This is a genomic window from Streptomyces griseicoloratus (assembly GCF_014534645.1).
Lineage (GTDB): Bacteria > Actinomycetota > Actinomycetes > Streptomycetales > Streptomycetaceae > Streptomyces > Streptomyces griseicoloratus.
In genome coordinates, this window is sequence record NZ_JACVQF010000200.1 from 421,180 (window position 1) to 436,446 (window position 15,267).

At 72.2% G+C, this 15,267-nt stretch carries 12 protein-coding genes; 6 read left to right on the plus strand and 6 right to left on the minus strand.

Features of this window, described 5'->3' with window-relative positions; all coding sequences use genetic code 11:
* The first annotated feature begins 57 nt into the window (after positions 1–57).
* Positions 58–4,095, plus strand: a complete 4,038-nt coding sequence (locus tag H0H10_RS22365; RefSeq protein ID WP_188182808.1) for an endo-alpha-N-acetylgalactosaminidase family protein — start codon at positions 58–60, stop codon at positions 4,093–4,095.
* 99 nt (positions 4,096–4,194) lie between these two features.
* Here the strand turns inward: H0H10_RS22365 and H0H10_RS22370 are convergent, their stop codons facing one another.
* Positions 4,195–5,112, minus strand: coding sequence for a DUF3152 domain-containing protein (locus H0H10_RS22370; RefSeq protein WP_188182809.1), 918 nt, complete (start codon positions 5,110–5,112; stop codon positions 4,195–4,197).
* Positions 5,113–5,225: 113 nt separating this feature from the next.
* Between H0H10_RS22370 and H0H10_RS22375 the strand changes: the two genes are divergently transcribed.
* From H0H10_RS22375 to H0H10_RS22385, 3 genes are read left to right on the plus strand one after another with little or no spacing between them, the layout of a single operon-like run.
* Entirely contained in the window at positions 5,226–5,915 is a 690-nt protein-coding gene (locus H0H10_RS22375; RefSeq protein WP_188182810.1) for a response regulator, read from the plus strand.
* An 11-nt stretch (positions 5,916–5,926) separates the two neighbouring features.
* Complete coding sequence (locus tag H0H10_RS22380; protein ID WP_188182965.1) at positions 5,927–7,423, plus strand: sensor histidine kinase; 1,497 nt, start codon at positions 5,927–5,929, stop codon at positions 7,421–7,423.
* Positions 7,420–8,058, plus strand: a complete 639-nt coding sequence (locus H0H10_RS22385; protein WP_188182811.1) for a GerMN domain-containing protein — start codon at positions 7,420–7,422, stop codon at positions 8,056–8,058. Before H0H10_RS22380 ends, H0H10_RS22385 begins: the two co-directional genes overlap by 4 nt.
* Before the next feature lie 9 nt (positions 8,059–8,067).
* Here H0H10_RS22385 and H0H10_RS22390 read toward each other — a convergent pair whose 3' ends face one another.
* From H0H10_RS22390 to H0H10_RS22400, 3 genes are all read right to left on the minus strand, one after another.
* Positions 8,068–8,625 (minus strand): GNAT family N-acetyltransferase, encoded by a 558-nt coding sequence (locus H0H10_RS22390; protein WP_188182812.1) that lies wholly within the window; start codon positions 8,623–8,625, stop codon positions 8,068–8,070.
* Between the two features lie 102 nt (positions 8,626–8,727).
* On the minus strand, positions 8,728–9,138 hold the full coding sequence (locus H0H10_RS22395; RefSeq protein WP_223180208.1) for a hypothetical protein: 411 nt from the start codon (positions 9,136–9,138) through the stop codon (positions 8,728–8,730).
* Positions 9,139–9,287: 149 nt separating this feature from the next.
* On the minus strand, positions 9,288–10,358 hold the full coding sequence (locus H0H10_RS22400; RefSeq protein ID WP_188182813.1) for an aldo/keto reductase: 1,071 nt from the start codon (positions 10,356–10,358) through the stop codon (positions 9,288–9,290).
* 141 nt (positions 10,359–10,499) lie between these two features.
* On the opposite strand from H0H10_RS22400, the gene H0H10_RS22405 reads away from it, so the two are divergent.
* A complete protein-coding gene (locus H0H10_RS22405) occupies positions 10,500–11,120 on the plus strand; it encodes a TetR/AcrR family transcriptional regulator (RefSeq protein WP_188182814.1) in 621 nt (206 codons plus the stop codon).
* 73 nt (positions 11,121–11,193) lie between these two features.
* Here H0H10_RS22405 and katG read toward each other — a convergent pair whose 3' ends face one another.
* Together katG and H0H10_RS22415 are read right to left on the minus strand one after the other, a co-directional pair.
* The gene (gene katG / locus H0H10_RS22410; protein ID WP_188182815.1) at positions 11,194–13,425 is read right to left on the minus strand and encodes a catalase/peroxidase HPI; all 2,232 of its coding nucleotides are present in this window, start codon (positions 13,423–13,425) and stop codon (positions 11,194–11,196) included.
* 33 nt (positions 13,426–13,458) lie between these two features.
* A complete protein-coding gene (locus tag H0H10_RS22415; protein WP_188182816.1) occupies positions 13,459–13,896 on the minus strand; it encodes a Fur family transcriptional regulator in 438 nt (145 codons plus the stop codon).
* 126 nt (positions 13,897–14,022) lie between these two features.
* Here H0H10_RS22415 and H0H10_RS22420 point away from each other — a divergent pair, with 126 nt between their 5' ends.
* Positions 14,023–15,000, plus strand: a complete 978-nt coding sequence (locus tag H0H10_RS22420; protein ID WP_188182817.1) for a pirin family protein — start codon at positions 14,023–14,025, stop codon at positions 14,998–15,000.
* Positions 15,001–15,267 lie beyond the last annotated feature (267 nt).

A 15,267-nucleotide genomic window follows, 5' to 3' on the forward strand; every position in this document is an offset into this window, starting at 1 on the left:
TTCACCACCGTCTCCCGCCCCTCACCCGACCCGAGGAGGAAGTACCAGGTGGAAACCATGACGTCCCCGCCGCCCCGCCCGCCCCGGCGCAGACGCGTGCCGCGTCCCCGCGCCGTGGCCGCGGCGCTGGGCCTGTCCCTGGGCATGCTGTCGACCGCCGCCGTCCCCGCCGGCGCGGCACCCCCGCACGCCGCTTCCGCCCCGGCCCCGGCGGCGACGCCGGTGGAACTGAGCCGGGGCGGACTGACCGTCACGGTGGCCAAGGAGTTCCCCCAGGTCATCTCCTACCGGCTGGGCGAGCGCAGCCTCGGCGGGCAGGCGGCCGCCCTGGACACCTTCACCGTCAACGGCACACCGCACCGCGCGACCACCACCATGGAGGCGGAGGGGAGCAGGGCGACCTACACGTCCACCTTCGAGGACCTGCCGGACCTCACGATCACCTCCACCATCACGGTGACCGAGGAGACGACGGTCGTCTTCGCCGTGGAGAAGATCTCCGGCGAGGCCGCCCCGACCGTGCGCACCCTCGCCGTCCCGGGCCAGTCCCTCGTCTCCGTCGACTCCTCCGACCCGGGCGCGAACCTCGCCCGGACCAGGATCTCCACGGACTCGACGACGACCGCCGACCGGTTCATCCCCATCACCGCCGGCACCGCCCCGGACAAGGAGCCCGTCGGCACGCCGTACGCGTTCGTCGGCAACGCCCAGCTGTCGGCGGGCATCATCACCAACGCGACCGAGGACTCGCCGCAGAACGACAACACCAACTGGAACACCCGCCTGCAGTCGCGCATCGTCGACACCGGCGACGGCCGGCGGCGGGCGGAGCTGTCGGCCGGCACCTACACCCACGCGCCCCAGGGCGCGACCGACCCGCGGGTGCGCACCTACGAACTGCCCCGGGCGACCGTCGTCCTCGCCGCCGACGCCAACGACGACGGCACCGTCGACTGGCAGGACGGCGCCATCGCCCACCGTGAGCACATACGGCGCCCGTTCGGCGCGGACCGGGTGCCCGAGCGCGTGGTGCAGCGGATCCCGTTCAACTTCGCGAGCCAGGCCACCAATCCGTTCCTGAAGACGCTGGACAACACCAAGCGCATCTCCATGGCCACCGACAACCTCGGGCAGTGGGTGCTGGAGAAGGGCTACGCGAGCGAGGGCCACGACTCCGGCCACCCCGACTACGGCGGCAACGAGAACGTCCGCGCGGGCGGGCTGAAGGACCTGAACAGGCTCACCTCGACGGGCGCCCGCTACAACGCCGACTTCGGCGTGCACGTCAACGCCACCGAGGCCTACCCGCAGGCGAAGACCTTCAGCGAGGACCTGGTCAAGGGCCAGAAGAACGGGTGGGACTGGCTCAACCAGGCCTACCACATCGACCAGCGCAAGGACCTCGGCACGGGCGCCGTCCTGGACCGGTTCGAGCGGCTGCGCAAGGAGGCGCCGGGCGTCCGGACCGTCTACGTCGACGCCTACTACTCCAGCGGCTGGCTGGCCGACGGACTGGCCGCCGCCCTGCGCAGGACGGGCTTCGAGGTCGCCACCGAGTGGTCGTACAAGTTCGAGGGCTCCTCGCTGTGGTCCCACTGGGCCGCCGACAAGAACTACGGCGGCGCCACCAACAAGGGCATCAACTCCAACATCGTCCGGTTCATCGCCAACTCCGACCGTGACGTGTGGAACGTCGACCCGCTGCTCGGCGGCGCCAGCATCGTCGAGTTCGAGGGCTGGACCGGCCAGGACGACTGGAACGCCTTCTACCGCAACATCTGGACCGACAACCTGCCGACCAAGTTCCTCCAGCACTTCCAGGTGATGGACTGGGACTTCGGCAGGTCCGCGAGGCTGACCGGCGGCGTGAGCGTGAAGTCCGTGGACGGCCGGCGGCAGATCTCCATGGGCGACGCCGTCGTCCTCAGGGGCGACACCTACCTGCTGCCCTGGGGCGAGGCCCGCGGCGGCAACGGCACCTCGTCGCCCGGCGACGCCGACAAGATGTACTTCCACAGCGCCTCCGGCGGCACGCACACCTTCGACCTGACCGACCAGTTCGCGGGGACCGAGAACTTCACCCTCTACCAACTCACCGACCAGGGCCGGGTGAAGACCGCCCGGGTGAAGGCCCACGACGGGCGGGTGACGCTGACCGGTGAGAAGGGACGGCCCTACGTCCTGGTGCCGAACGGCGGCAAGGCACCGCACGAGGACCCGCACTACGGCGAGTTCTCCGGGCTGTCCGACCCCGGTTTCAACGCCGGGAACCTGGACGACTGGAACCCGGGGGGCGGCGCGGAGATCGTCCGGGCCGGCAACGGCGACAACGTGGTCCGGCTGGGCAGCGGCGCCTCCGGCATCTCCCAGAAGGTCTCCGGCCTCGCACCGGGCAAGCGGTACACCCTCAGCGCCGACGTCGAGATCGGCCCCGGCGAGCGCCGGGCCACGACGCTCCGGGTGCGCGGCGGCGGCGACGGGGCGGTGAAGACCTTCGACATCACTCCGGCACTGAACAAGATGGCCGCCGACGAGAAACGCGACACCTACGCCCAGCGGGCCGCCGTGTCCTTCACGGCACCGCGCAGCGGCCGGGTCACCGTGGATCTCGCGGCCGTCGCGGGCACGCCCGCGGTCGTCCTGGACGACGTACGCGTCATGCAGGACACCACCGCGCCCCTCCCCCGCGGCAAGGACGGCACCGTGATCGCCCACGACGACTTCGAGGGCAACCAGCCGGGCTGGGGGCCGTTCGTCAAGGGCGACGCCGGCGGTGTCACCGACCCGCGCACGAGCATCAGCGACCTGCACGAGCCGTACAGCCAGAAGGAGTGGAAGAACACCTACTCCCCGTACGACACCGGCACGTTGAAGGGCAAGGCGGTCGACGACGTGCTCGCCGGGCGGCACTCGCTGAAGTCGCACGCGGAGAACACCGGGCTGGTCTACCGCACGACCCCCGCCACGGTGCCGTTCGAGGAGGGGCACAGGTACGCGGTCTCGTTCTCGTACCAGACCAACATCGAGGGACAGTGGGCCTGGGTGACCGGCGCGGACCGGATCGCGGACGGCAGGACCGGCACGCGGGACATCTTCCGGGACGTCCTGGAGCCCGCGCTGGACACCGCCACCTACACGCGTGAGATCGTCGCGGGCTGCGGGGACACCTGGGTCGGGCTGCGCAAGCTCGGCAGTGCCCGCGGCACCGACCTGGTGATCGACGACTTCACCGTGACCGACCTGGGCGAAGCGGAGAACGCCGCCGCCTGCGCCGACGTCACGGTCCCGCCCGGCACCGAGCTGAGCCCGGGGGTGCCCGGTGAGTACGTCACGACGTTCACCAACCACGAGTCGGCCGACGCCGTCGACGTCGGCGTCCGGCTCCAGGGGCTGCCGGAGGGCTGGAAGGCGGAGGTCGAGGAGAAGGACGGCAACCTCTTCGAGACCGTGAAGCCGGGCCAGAGCGTGCGCACGACCTGGCTCCTGACGCCCCCGGCGGACGCGGCCGGCACCTCCCCCGCCTGGAAGGCGACCGCGACGTACGACCACGCGGGGACCACGAAGACCGTATCGGCCGACGCGCGGGCCGCGGTGGCCACCGAGCCCGTGCTCTCCCCCGGCTCGATGACGGCGACCGCCGACTCGGAGAACCGTTCCTCGGGCCCCGGGGAGGGTCCGGTGTCCAACGTGCTCGACGGTGACGCCGGAACCATCTGGCACACCGACTACACCGACTCCCAGGCCCCGTATCCGCACTGGGTCACGCTGAAGCTCGGCGGCGCCGCCGACGTCGACGGCTTCGGCTACCTGAACCGGCAGAGCGGCGGCCAGAACGGGCGCGTCGCCGGCTACGAGGTCGCCGTGTCGGACGACGGCACGACCTGGACGACCGTGGCCAGGGGCACCCTGAAGGACGCCCCGCAGATGCAGCGGATCTCCTTCGACCGGGTCCGCGCCTCGCACGTGCGGTTCACGGCGCTGAACGCGCTCAACGGGCAGCCGTTCGCCGCCGCCGCGGAGATGCGCGTGTACGGCACGCCGGTGGACCTCCCGACGGGGTATCCCCCGGGCGAACGGCCCGCCGACCGCCGCTGAGCCGGCGTCCGCGGCCCGGCGCGCCCGGCCGCCGCCGCGTCGTGCGCGGTGGCGGCCGGGCGCGGCCGGTGTCCCGCCGGGCGGTGGGGCGGGCACCGGTCAGGGCACGGCGGGGCCGGTGATGGGCCGGCCGCTGGCGTCGTAGGGCCAGACGTTGACCTTGCAGCCGTGCAGCCCCTTGATCTGCTGCATCATCACCGGCGCGAGCCGGCCGGTGCCGGGGCAGGTCTCGTGGCCGTGGCCGAGGAAGTGACCGACCTCGTGGTTGATGATCAGCGCGCGGTAGGAGGGCACGTCGTCCGCGTAGTACTGGGTGGCCAGCAGCCACCGCTTGAGGTTGACCATGACGTTCTGTCCCACGTTGCAGTTGACCTCGCCGCCGGTGTCCAGGCCGTACTCGCCGCATATCCGGTCCACCGTCCCCGCCGTGGCGAGCCGCACCCGGAAGTCGGAGGCATCGCCGGACACCCGCCGGAACCCCACCTTCCCGTCGGCCGTCCAGCCGCGGGGGTCGGCGAGGATGTCCTCGACCTCGGCCGCCACCTCGTCCGGTGAGATCCCGATGCCGTCCTCCACCTCGACCCGGTAGGTCAGCATCCTCTGGCTCCCTCCGACGTGCCCGCTGCCGCCCCGGGCCGTGGCGAACGTCCCGGGTCCCGACGCCGGGATCGACGCGGTGGAGGCCGGGGCCTTCTCCTCGTCCTCCTCCTTCTTCTCGTCCTCCTCCATCTCGTCGTTCTTCTTCTCCGCGGACCCGCTCGGCGCCGAGCTCACGGTCTTGGCGGAAGCGCCGGGCGACGCCTCCCCCTGCACGGTCGACGTGGGTGCGGCGGCAGGGTCCGGGTGACCCGAGCCGGTCCGCCCCTTGAGGGCCATGCCGCCGGCCACGAGCAGCACGACGGCCGCGAGACCCACCCACAGGGCGGGCCTTCCGCCCCGTCTTCGGCGGGCGCGGCCCTTGCGGCGGCGCCGGTGGGCCGCGGCGGACGGCGGGGACGTCGATCGGTGCACGTTCATGATCATTCAGAGTGCCGCCGTCGTGTGATCGGCCGTGGACCGCTTTTGGACCGCTCTGTAACAGCCACCACCCGGCCGACGACCCGCGATCGTCTCCCCGCATACTGAGGTCCATGCCACGTGTCCTGATCATCGAAGACGACCGCGCGGTCCGGGAGGGGCTGCGGCTCGCCCTGCGCCGTCAGGGGCACGAGGTCGCGGCGGCCGCGACGGGCGAGGACGGCCTGGAACAGCTGCGGTCCTTCCGGCCCGACGCCGTGATCCTCGACCTGATGCTCCCCGGCATGCCCGGTCTGGAGGTGTGCCGCCGGATACGTGCGCACGACCAGGTGCCGATCATCATGGCCACCGCCCGCGGCGACGACACGGACGTCGTGGTCGGACTGGAGGCCGGGGCGGACGACTACGTCGTCAAGCCCGTCCGTGCCCGGGTCCTCGACGCACGCATCCGGGCGGTGCTGCGGCGTGCGAGCGGACCGCCGGCCGAGTACGGCGCACCGCCGACCGAGCACCACGGGGACCTCGCCATAGACCGCGCCGGGCTGACCGTCACCCACCAGGGGCGGCCCGTCGCCCTCGGCCCCTCCGAGCTGAGGCTGCTGCTCGCCCTGTCCGCCTCGCCCGGGCAGGTCTTCAGCCGCCAGCAGCTCCTGGAAGCCGTGTGGGAGCACAACTACCACGGGGACGCCCGGCTCGTGGACGCCTGCGTCAAACGCCTCCGGTCCAAGATCGGCGAGGCTTCGGGCAACCCGCGCTACATCCACACCGTGCGCGGCTTCGGCTACCGGTTCGGGGCCCGGTGAGAGCTCCGCGACTGCTGCGCGCGCTGAGCAGCCTGCGCGTCCGGCTGGTGGTGGCCTTCGCCCTCGTCGCCGCCGTGGCCACGGTGACCACCGGCGCGCTCACGTTCCGTGAGGCGCGCACCGGGGTGCTGCAGCAGAGTCAGGACACGGTGATCGAGGACTTCCGGGAGCGGGTCAACACGCTGGTGCCCAACTACCGGTTCCCGCCCGCCCGGCCGGACCTGGAGGCGTTCGCCGCCGACATCGCGCGCGGCGGACGGTCGGACAACTGGCGGGTGCTGGCCGTCTACCGTGAACTGAGCGCCACCTCCGTCCCCGCGGACTCCTTCCGGGAGCTGTCCCCGGCGATGCGCGAGGCGGTCCACTCGGGCAGCGCCACGGTCTTCCAGAGGGTCACCCGGGACGCCCGGTCCTCGCTCGTCGTCGGCATGCCCGTCACCTTCGCCGGGCAGCACGCCGCCGACCGGGGCCCGTCCGGGCTCGAGGTCTATCTCACCGTGCCGCAGACGGAGGAGCAGGGCTATGTCGACGCCCTGGTCACCGCCATCGAGCGGGCCACGGTGCCCGCTCTCGCCCTGGCCGTGCTCCTCGCCCTCCTGGCGGCGCGCGGGGTGCTGCGGCCGGTCAGGGCACTGCGCCGGGCCACCCGCAGCATCGCCGAGGGCCGTCTGGACACGCGGCTCAAGGTGCACGGCTCCGACGAACTCGCCGACCTGTCCCACACCTTCAACGAGACCGCCGCGGCGCTGGAGGAGTCCGTGGCCGAACTGCGCAGGATGGAGGCCGGTGCCCGCCGGTTCGCCGCCGACGTCTCGCACGAGCTGCGCACGCCCCTGGCGGCGATGTCGGCGGTGACCGACGTGCTGGACGAGGACGCGGCGGGCCTGGACGACGACACCGCGATGGCGGTACGGCTCATCAGCGAGGAGACCACGAAGCTCGCCGACCTGGTGAACGACCTGATGGAGATCTCCCGGTTCGACGCGGGCGCGGCCGCCCTCCACCTGGACGACATCGATCTCGCCGAGTCCCTGCGGCGCACCCTCGCCTCCCGCGGCTGGCTGCACACGGTGCACACCAGCCTTCCCGAGCCCGGTGTGCTGCGCGGCCGCGTCGACCCGCGGCGCCTCGACGTGGTCGTCGCGAATCTGGTCGCCAACGCCCTCAAGCACGGCGGACTCCCGGTCCACCTGCGTCTGTACGAACAGGAGGACGCGGAGGGGGGACGGCAGGCGGTCATCGAGGTCGCCGACAGCGGGGACGGCATCGAGGACGGCGTCATGCCGCATGTCTTCGACCGCTTCTACAAATCGGACACCGCCCGGACCCGCAGTGAGGGAAGCGGGCTCGGGCTGGCCATCACCGCGGAGAACGTGCGCCTGCACGGCGGTACCGTACGGGCGGCCAACCGACCGCAGGGCGGTGCCGTCTTCACGGTCGTACTCCCCCTGGAGCACGACGACGCGGCGCAGCGGACGGCCCGCCCGGGGAAGGGAGACCGGTCATGACGCCTTCGACGGCGAGGGGCGCGACGCCGGCCCCGGGACAGAGCCGCGGCGTCCGGCGCGGGCTTCCGCTCCTGCTGGCGGCTCTCCTCCTGCCGCTCTCCGCCTGCGGCATCCCGGCGACCGGTGTGGTGGGGGCGGGCGAACCCGCCACCGGTGTCCGGGACCCCGGCAGCACCGCCGTCCCGGACCGGGCCCCGAGCGCCGCGGTGCCCGTCAACTCGGTCCCGCTGTACTTCGTCGGGGACGGTGGCCTGGTGGCGGCGGCGCGGCCGGTGCAGGTCTCCGCCGAGCCCACGAGCGCCGTGCTCATGGTGTTCAAGGGCCCGAACCGCCGGGAGCGGGAGGAGGGACTGACGACGGAGCTGCCGCGGATCACCGTGGCGCCGACGATCCGCATCGACGGCGCGACGGTGACCATCGAACTGCCGCCGGAGCTGAGGGGACTGAGCGACACGGCCATCGACCAGCTCGCCTGCACGGCCGCGGCCGCCCGTCTCCGGCAGGATCCCGCGCTGGACACGGCGCAGGTCACGGTGGAACAGCCCGACGGCCGGCTGGCCGGCCGGTCCAGCGACAACTGCCCGGGCCTCGCGGGCACGCCCGTCGGCATCACGAGCCCACCGTCGTCCGGCTGACGCCCAGGGCTAGGAGGTCCGGATGCGGGCCCACTCGTGGTCCAGGATGGCGTGGACGACGGAGTCACGCCACGCTCCCGCCTTGCGGACGTGTTCGCGGATGGTGCCCTCCTCGGTCAGGCCGGCGGCCGCCATCGTCCGCGCCGAGGCTTCGTTGAGGGGGCTGCGCGCTCCCCACAGGCGATGCAGGCCCAGGTCGTCGAAGCCGAGGGCGAGCAGGAGACGTACGGTCTCCAGGCCGTGGCCGACGCCCCAGGCGTCCGGGCGGAGGGCGAAGCCGAAGGTGGCGGCCCGCGGCTGGTGCGGGTCCAGGGCGATCCTGCCGGAGCCGATCAGCCGGTCCGTGTCCCGCTGCACGACGGCGAGCGCGTACTCGCTGCGGGGTTCCGCCAGGGCCGCGGCGACGGAGAGGACCACGTACCGGCCGACCTCGTCGCGGGTGCGTGGTTCGAAGGAGAGGTGGCGCGTGGTCTCGGGGCTGCCGTAGACGGCGTGCATGGGGTCGATGTCCTCGACGGCGAGCTCCCGCAGTTCGAGTCGCGGGCCGGAGCGCTTGACCGGGTACATCCTCCGGACCCTACCCAGCGGCGCAGGGTCCGGACAGACGGCAGGGTCGGCGGCCCCGTCCTGCCGGGTGCTTGCGCCAACGGGTGACGGCGTCGCCGGCGCTCACGCCGCGCGGGCCCATCGCTGGACCGCGCGCGGGGCCGGACCCGGGTCGTGCGCCGCACGCACCCGGTACGTCGTCCTGCTCGGATCGGTGATCGCCTCGCCGAGGCTGATCCGGCCGGCGGCGTGCAGGGCGTCGCACGCGGCGGTGGGCAGCGCCACGTAGCAACCGCCGCGGCCGGTGCGGGAGTCCAGCGGCCGCCAGTAGCTGTACCGGCGCCGTCCGCTCGCGAACTCGGTGACGAACACGGGCGTACGCGCGTCGGCGACTATCCGCAGAACGTCCGCCTCGTCCTGGCCGAGCGGGGTGCAGGCGCGCACGGCGGGTACGCCGTGGGCCGGTGCTCCACGCCCGAGGCGGCCCGGGAAGCGGGTGTCGGAAACCGGCGGCAGGTCGGCAGTGAACGGCATCGGTCAGGGCCTTTCCAGAGCAGGGGTCGAGACCGCCTGCCGGGTCAGGCCGGTCATGATCTCGTCAGAGGCATTCTCCAATACCGCACTGACAGCCCGCCCACCTTTTCCTGTTGACGGCATGTCGCACACCGGCACCCGGACGCGGATCAGCCCCGGGGCGCCCCTGCGTCGCCTCGCGCACGCCGGACCGGGGACGGGTTGAGCCGGGCGAAGCCCTCCTGGCGCTCGTAGGGGAAGTGGGGGTACGGAGCCGTCCTGGCGCTCGCCGCGTCGAGCCTGGCCACCTGGTCCTCGGTCAGGGTCCAGCCGACGGCACCGAGGTTCTGCCGGAGCTGTTCCTCGTTGCGGGCGCCGATGATGACGGAGGAGACCGTCGGGCGTCGCAGCAGCCAGTTGAGGGCGATCTGGGGCACGGTCCTGCCGGTCTCCTCCGCGATCTCGTCCAGGGTGTCGACCACCCGGTACAGCAGCTCCTCCTCGACGGGAGGGCCGTAGTCCGCGGTGTCGTGCAGCCGGCTGCCCGCGGGCAGCGGGCGTCCCCGGCGGATCCGGCCGGTCAGCCGTCCCCACCCGAGCGGGCTCCAGACGACGGCGCCGACGCCCTGGTCGAGGCCCAGCGGCATGAGCTCCCATTCGTAGTCCCGGCCGACGAGGGAGTAGTAGACCTGGTGCGCCACGTACCGCTGGTGGCCGCCGGCGTCCGCCTCGGCCAGCGACTTCATCAGCTGCCAGCCGCTGAAGTTGGAGACGCCGGTGTAGCGGAGCTTGCCGGCCCGTACGAGATCGTCGAGGGTGGAGAGCACTTCCCTGACCGGGGTGCCGGCGTCGAAGGCGTGGAGCTGGAAGAGGTCGATGTAGTCCGTGCCGAGCCGGCGCAGGGCGTCGTCGACCGCCTTGACCAGGCGGGCTCGGGAGGTCCCGGCGTCCATCGGCCCGTCGCCGGTCGGCAGGCCGGCCTTGGTGGAGAGGATGACCTGGTCGCGGCGCCCCTTCACGGCGGCACCGAGGACCTCCTCCGACGCGCCGCCCGAGTAGACGTCGGCGGTGTCGAACATGGTGACGCCCGCGTCGAGGCAGATGTCCACGAGCCGGCGCGCCTCCCTCTCGTCGGTGCTGCCCCAGGCACCGAAGAGCTCTCCGCGCCCTCCGAACGTGCCCGCGCCGAAGCTCAGTGCCGGGACCATGAGTCCGGATGCGCCCAGCCGCCTGTGTTCCATGACCGTTTCCCTCTCTCCGCTGTCCCGCGAGCCGGGCCGGAGGATGACGACCCGACCCCACTCACTAACGGGACACAAGTTCCGTTAAGATGGGGCAGAGCCTAGCAGAGGCCGACGACTTAATGGAACAGGAGTGCCGTTATGACTGCTGCAAGCGCGGGACCCGGCGCTGTCCGCCCGGGCGGCCGTACCGCCCGGGTCCGGGCCGCCGTGCTCCGGGCCGCCGGCGACGCACTGGCGGAGGGCGGCCTGGCCGGCCTCGACCTCGCCGATGTCGCCCGTCGCGCGGAGGTCGGGAGGACGACGGTCTACCGCCGTTGGGGAAGTCCGGCCAACCTGGTCGCGGATCTGCTCGCGGACATGGCCGAACAGTCGCTCCCGCGCACCGAGACGGGCACGCTCGCGGGCGATCTGCGTGCCAACGCCCGGCTCGTGCAGCGCACCCTGGCCGACGCCCGTCAGGGCGCGCTCTTCAAGGCGATGATCGCCGCCGCCACCTGCGACGAACAGGCGGCCGCCGCCCTGCACCGCTTCTACGACACCCGTGTCACGGAGTGGGAGCCCTGCGCCCGTCAGGCCGTCGCCCGGGGCGAACTGCCCGAAGGCACCGACACCCGCGAGGTGATCCGGGCGGTCTCCGCGCCGCTCTACTACCGGCTGCTGACGACCGGTGAGCCCCTGGACGAGGCGGCGGCGGACCGCGCCGCCGACGCCGCGGTGGCGGCGGCGAAGGCGGGGGTCTTCGTCACGGCCCAGCCCTGAGAGGGAGACGGAATCGAGGGGCCGGGACGGAAGGGTCCGGGCCGGCCCCGCTCGGGCCGGCCCGGACCTCCGGTCAGACGAGGTCGAACCGGTCCAGGTTCATCACCTTGTCCCAGGCCGCGACGAAGTCGGTCACGAACTTCTCCTTCGCGTCGTCGCTCGCGTAGACCTCCGCGAGGGCGCGCAGCTCGGAGTTCGAGCCGAAGACGAGGTCGGCGCGGCTGCCCGCCCACTTGACCTCGCCGGTGACCGAGTCGCGGCCCTCGAAGGTGTTCGCGTCCGCGGAGGTCGCCTTCCACGTCGTTCCCAGATCGAGCAGGTTGACGAAGAAGTCGTTGGTCAGGGCCCCGGGCGTGGTGGTGAGAACGCCGAGCTGGGTGCCCTGGTGGTTGGCGCCGAGCACGCGCAGGCCGCCGACGAGGACCGTCATCTCCGGGGCACTGAGGGTCAGCAGGTTCGCCCGGTCGATCAGCAGGTACTCGGCCGGCAGCCGGTTGCCCTTGCCGAGGTAGTTGCGGAACCCGTCGGCGGCCGGCTCCAGCGCGGCGAACGACTCCACGTCGGTCTGCTCCTGCGAGGCGTCCACCCGGCCCGGCGTGAACGGGACCTCGATGTCGAAGCCGGCGTCCTTGGCCGCCCGCTCGACCGCGGCGGCACCGGCGAGCACGATCAGGTCGGCGAGCGAGATCCGCTTGCCGTCGGTCCGGCCGGCGTTGAAGGACTCCTGGATCCCCTCCAGGGTCCGCAGGACCGTCGCCAGCTGCTCGGGCTCGTTGACCTCCCAGCCGCGCTGCGGTTCGAGCCGGATGCGCGCGCCGTTGGCGCCGCCGCGCTTGTCGCTGCCCCGGAACGACGAGGCCGACGCCCAGGCGGTGGTCACCAGCTGGGCCACCGTCAGGTCCGAGGCGAGGACCTGGCTCTTGAGGGAGGCGATGTCGTCGGCGTCGACGAGGGCGTGCGTCACCTCGGGCAGCGGGTCCTGCCACAGCAGCGTCTCCGCCGGCACCTCCGGGCCGAGGTAGCGCACGACGGGGCCCATGTCGCGGTGGGTCAGCTTGAACCAGGCCCGGGCGAAGGCGTCGGCGAACTCGTCGGGGTTCTCGTGGAAGCGCCGCGAGATCGGCTCGTACACCGGGTCGAACCGGAGCGAGAGGTCGGTCGTCAGCATCGTCGGGGCATGGCGCTTCGACGGGTCGTGTGCGTCGGGCACGGTGCCCTGCCCGGCGCCGTCCTTCGGCCGCCACTGGTGGGCGCCCGCGGGGCTCTTGAACAGCTCCCACTCGTAGCCGAAGAGGATGTCGAAGAAGCTGTTGTCCCAGGTCGTCGGGGTGTCCGTCCAGATGCCCTCGAGACCGCTGGTGATCGTGTCACCGCCCTTGCCAGTGCCGAAGGAGTTGCGCCAGCCCAGGCCCTGCTCCTCCAGCGGGGCGGCCTCGGGGTCGGGGCCGACGTGGTCGGCCGGGCCCGCGCCGTGGGTCTTGCCGAAGGTGTGGCCGCCCGCGATCAGCGCGACGGTCTCCTCGTCGTTCATCGCCATCCGGCGGAACGTCTCCCGGATGTCGCGGGCCGCGGCGATCGGGTCCGGATTGCCGTTGGGGCCCTCCGGGTTGACGTAGATGAGGCCCATCTGCACCGCGCCGAGGGGGTTCTCCAGCTCACGGTCGCCGGTGTAGCGCTCGTCGCCGAGCCAGGTGGACTCGGGACCCCAGTAGACGTCCTCCTCGGGCTCCCAGACGTCCTCGCGGCCGCCGGCGAAGCCGAAGGTCTTGAAGCCCATCGACTCCAGGGCGACGTTGCCCGCGAGGATCATGAGGTCGGCCCACGACAGGCTCTGGCCGTACTTCTTCTTCACCGGCCACAGCAGTCGGCGGGCCTTGTCGAGGTTGCCGTTGTCCGGCCAGCTGTTCAGGGGCGCGAAGCGCTGCTGGCCGGCACCGGCGCCACCGCGGCCGTCGCTGATCCGGTAGGTGCCCGCGCTGTGCCAGGCCATGCGGATGATGAACGGTCCGTAGTGGCCGAAGTCGGCGGGCCACCAGTCCTGGGAGGTGGTCAGCACCTCCGCGATGTCCCGTTTCACGGCCGGGAGGTCGAGGCTCTTGAAGGCCTCGGCGTAGTCGAAGTCCTCACCGAGGGGGTTGGCCACGGCGGGGTTCTTGGCGAGGATCTTCAGGTTCAGCCGCTCCGGCCACCACTGGCGGTTCCCACCGCCCTGCGTCGGGTGCGGGGCGCGCCCGTGCGCGACCGGGCAGCCGCCGACCTCCTCGGTCTTCGCGTCGGTGACGATTGCGTCGTGGTTCTCGGACATGGGAATCCTTCCGGACCAAGCGGATCAAGGTGCTCAGGTACTGCGGGCTGTGGAACAGTCGGGGCACAGGCCCCAGTAGATGACCTCGGCCTCGTCGACGGAGAAGCCGTGGTCGTCGGACGCGGTCAGGCAGGGCGCCGCACCGACCGCGCAGTCGACGTCCGTGACCACTCCGCACGAGCGGCACACGAGGTGGTGGTGGTTGTCCCCGACGCGCCCCTCGAACCGGGCGGGGCTGCCGGGTGGTTCGACGCGGCGCAGGAGTCCCGCCGCGGTGAGCGCGTGGAGACCTTCGTACACGGCCTGCAGGGAGATGTGCCCCACGCGGTCACGCACCCCCGAGGCGATCGCCTCGGCGTCCAGGTGGTCACCGGCCCGTACCGTCTCCAGCAGCGCGACGCGGGCGGCAGTCACCCGAAGACCGGCGTCGCGCAGTACCTCGGCGGTGTTCGGCGCCCGGGATCCGGTCATGGCGGCGAACTTACCGCCCGGACACGAACGGCTCAAGGAAGCGAACGGTTCAAGTTCGGCGGGGTGTCCGGCGATAGCAGGCGTATTGTTGAATTTGAAAGTATCATGGGTGCCGGAGGTGTCCCGATGAGCAATGTGGAGACGGAACCCGCGCAGATGCGCTGCGGGCCCGAGGGCGGCGGCGAGCGGCCGGAGGGATGGCGGATCGACGTACTCACCCCGCGCGACGTGCCCCTCGGCGGCCCGCGCGCGATGACGGTGCGGCGCACGCTGCCGCAGCGCGCCCGGTCCCTGATCGGCGCGTGGTGCTTCGCCGACCACTACGGCCCCGACGACGTCGCCCGCACCGGCGGCATGGACGTCGCCCCGCACCCGCACACCGGGCTGCAGACGGTGAGCTGGCTGTTCAGCGGGGAGATCGAGCACCGCGACAGCCTCGGCAGCCACGCCTTCGTACGGCCCGGCGAACTCAACCTCATGACGGGCGGGCACGGCATCAGCCACTCGGAGGTGTCCACCCCGGGGACCACCACCCTGCACGGTGTGCAGCTGTGGGTGGCCCTGCCGGACGCCCACCGCCACGCACCGCGCGACTTCCAGCACCACGCGCCGGCGCCCGTGCGGACCGACGGCGCCGAGATCCGCGTGTTCCTCGGATCGCTGGCCGGCGACACCTCACCGGTGCGGACCTTCACGCCCCTGCTCGGCGCCGAGATCGTGCTCGACCCGGGCGCCTCGCTCACGCTCACCGTCGACCCGGCCTTCGAGCACGGCCTCCTCGTGGACCGCGGCGACGTCCGGCTCGCCGGCACCCTGCTGCACCCGGCCGAGCTGGGCTACGCGCCTCCCGGCGCGCAGACGCTGACGCTCCTCAACGAGTCCGACGGGCCCGCGCGCACCGTCCTGCTCGGCGGGCCCCCGTTCGAGGAGGAGATCATCATGTGGTGGAACTTCATCTGCCGTTCGCACGACGAGGTCGTGCAGGCTCGCGAGGACTGGATGAAGGGAACCCGTTTCGGCGAGGTGCACGGCTACGACGGGGCTCCGCTGCCTGCTCCCGAGCTCCCGAATATCCCGTTGAAACCGCGAGGAAACGCACGCTGACCAGCTCAAATGGAGTAGGCGAAGCCGTCGGGTGCCCCAGATGACCGCAGTGATCACCAGCAATACAAGGCTCCCGAGGCAGCCGCTCTGCTGCTGTGTGCTCGCATCGACGGAGGCGCCCACGTCGTGACGAGGCTGGCCGCGCCGTCTCTGCTTCTCTCTCCGTGCGGGCCCGGATTCCTTGTAGTCGCAGTCAGACGTGGCGGCGATGCCACCGACCGGCTCACACCTTCCCACGACTTCATGGTTCCGGAGCAGGCGCGTGCC

What these genes read in the sequence shown, in the direction of transcription:
- H0H10_RS22375 (WP_188182810.1), top strand. Translation starts at nt 5,226, where the DNA reads ATGCCACGTGTCCTGATCATCGAAGACGACCGCGCGGTCCGGGAGGGG.
- H0H10_RS22390 (WP_188182812.1), bottom strand. Translation starts at nt 8,625, where the DNA reads ATGTACCCGGTCAAGCGCTCCGGCCCGCGACTCGAACTGCGGGAGCTC.
- H0H10_RS22415 (WP_188182816.1), bottom strand. Translation starts at nt 13,896, where the DNA reads ATGACCGGATCCCGGGCGCCGAACACCGCCGAGGTACTGCGCGACGCC.
- H0H10_RS22385 (WP_188182811.1), top strand. Translation starts at nt 7,420, where the DNA reads ATGACGCCTTCGACGGCGAGGGGCGCGACGCCGGCCCCGGGACAGAGC.
- H0H10_RS22420 (WP_188182817.1), top strand. Translation starts at nt 14,023, where the DNA reads ATGAGCAATGTGGAGACGGAACCCGCGCAGATGCGCTGCGGGCCCGAG.
- H0H10_RS22395 (WP_223180208.1), bottom strand. Translation starts at nt 9,138, where the DNA reads ATGCCGTTCACTGCCGACCTGCCGCCGGTTTCCGACACCCGCTTCCCG.
- katG (WP_188182815.1), bottom strand. Translation starts at nt 13,425, where the DNA reads ATGTCCGAGAACCACGACGCAATCGTCACCGACGCGAAGACCGAGGAG.
- H0H10_RS22400 (WP_188182813.1), bottom strand. Translation starts at nt 10,358, where the DNA reads ATGGAACACAGGCGGCTGGGCGCATCCGGACTCATGGTCCCGGCACTG.
- H0H10_RS22370 (WP_188182809.1), bottom strand. Translation starts at nt 5,112, where the DNA reads ATGAACGTGCACCGATCGACGTCCCCGCCGTCCGCCGCGGCCCACCGG.
- H0H10_RS22405 (WP_188182814.1), top strand. Translation starts at nt 10,500, where the DNA reads ATGACTGCTGCAAGCGCGGGACCCGGCGCTGTCCGCCCGGGCGGCCGT.
- H0H10_RS22365 (WP_188182808.1), top strand. Translation starts at nt 58, where the DNA reads ATGACGTCCCCGCCGCCCCGCCCGCCCCGGCGCAGACGCGTGCCGCGT.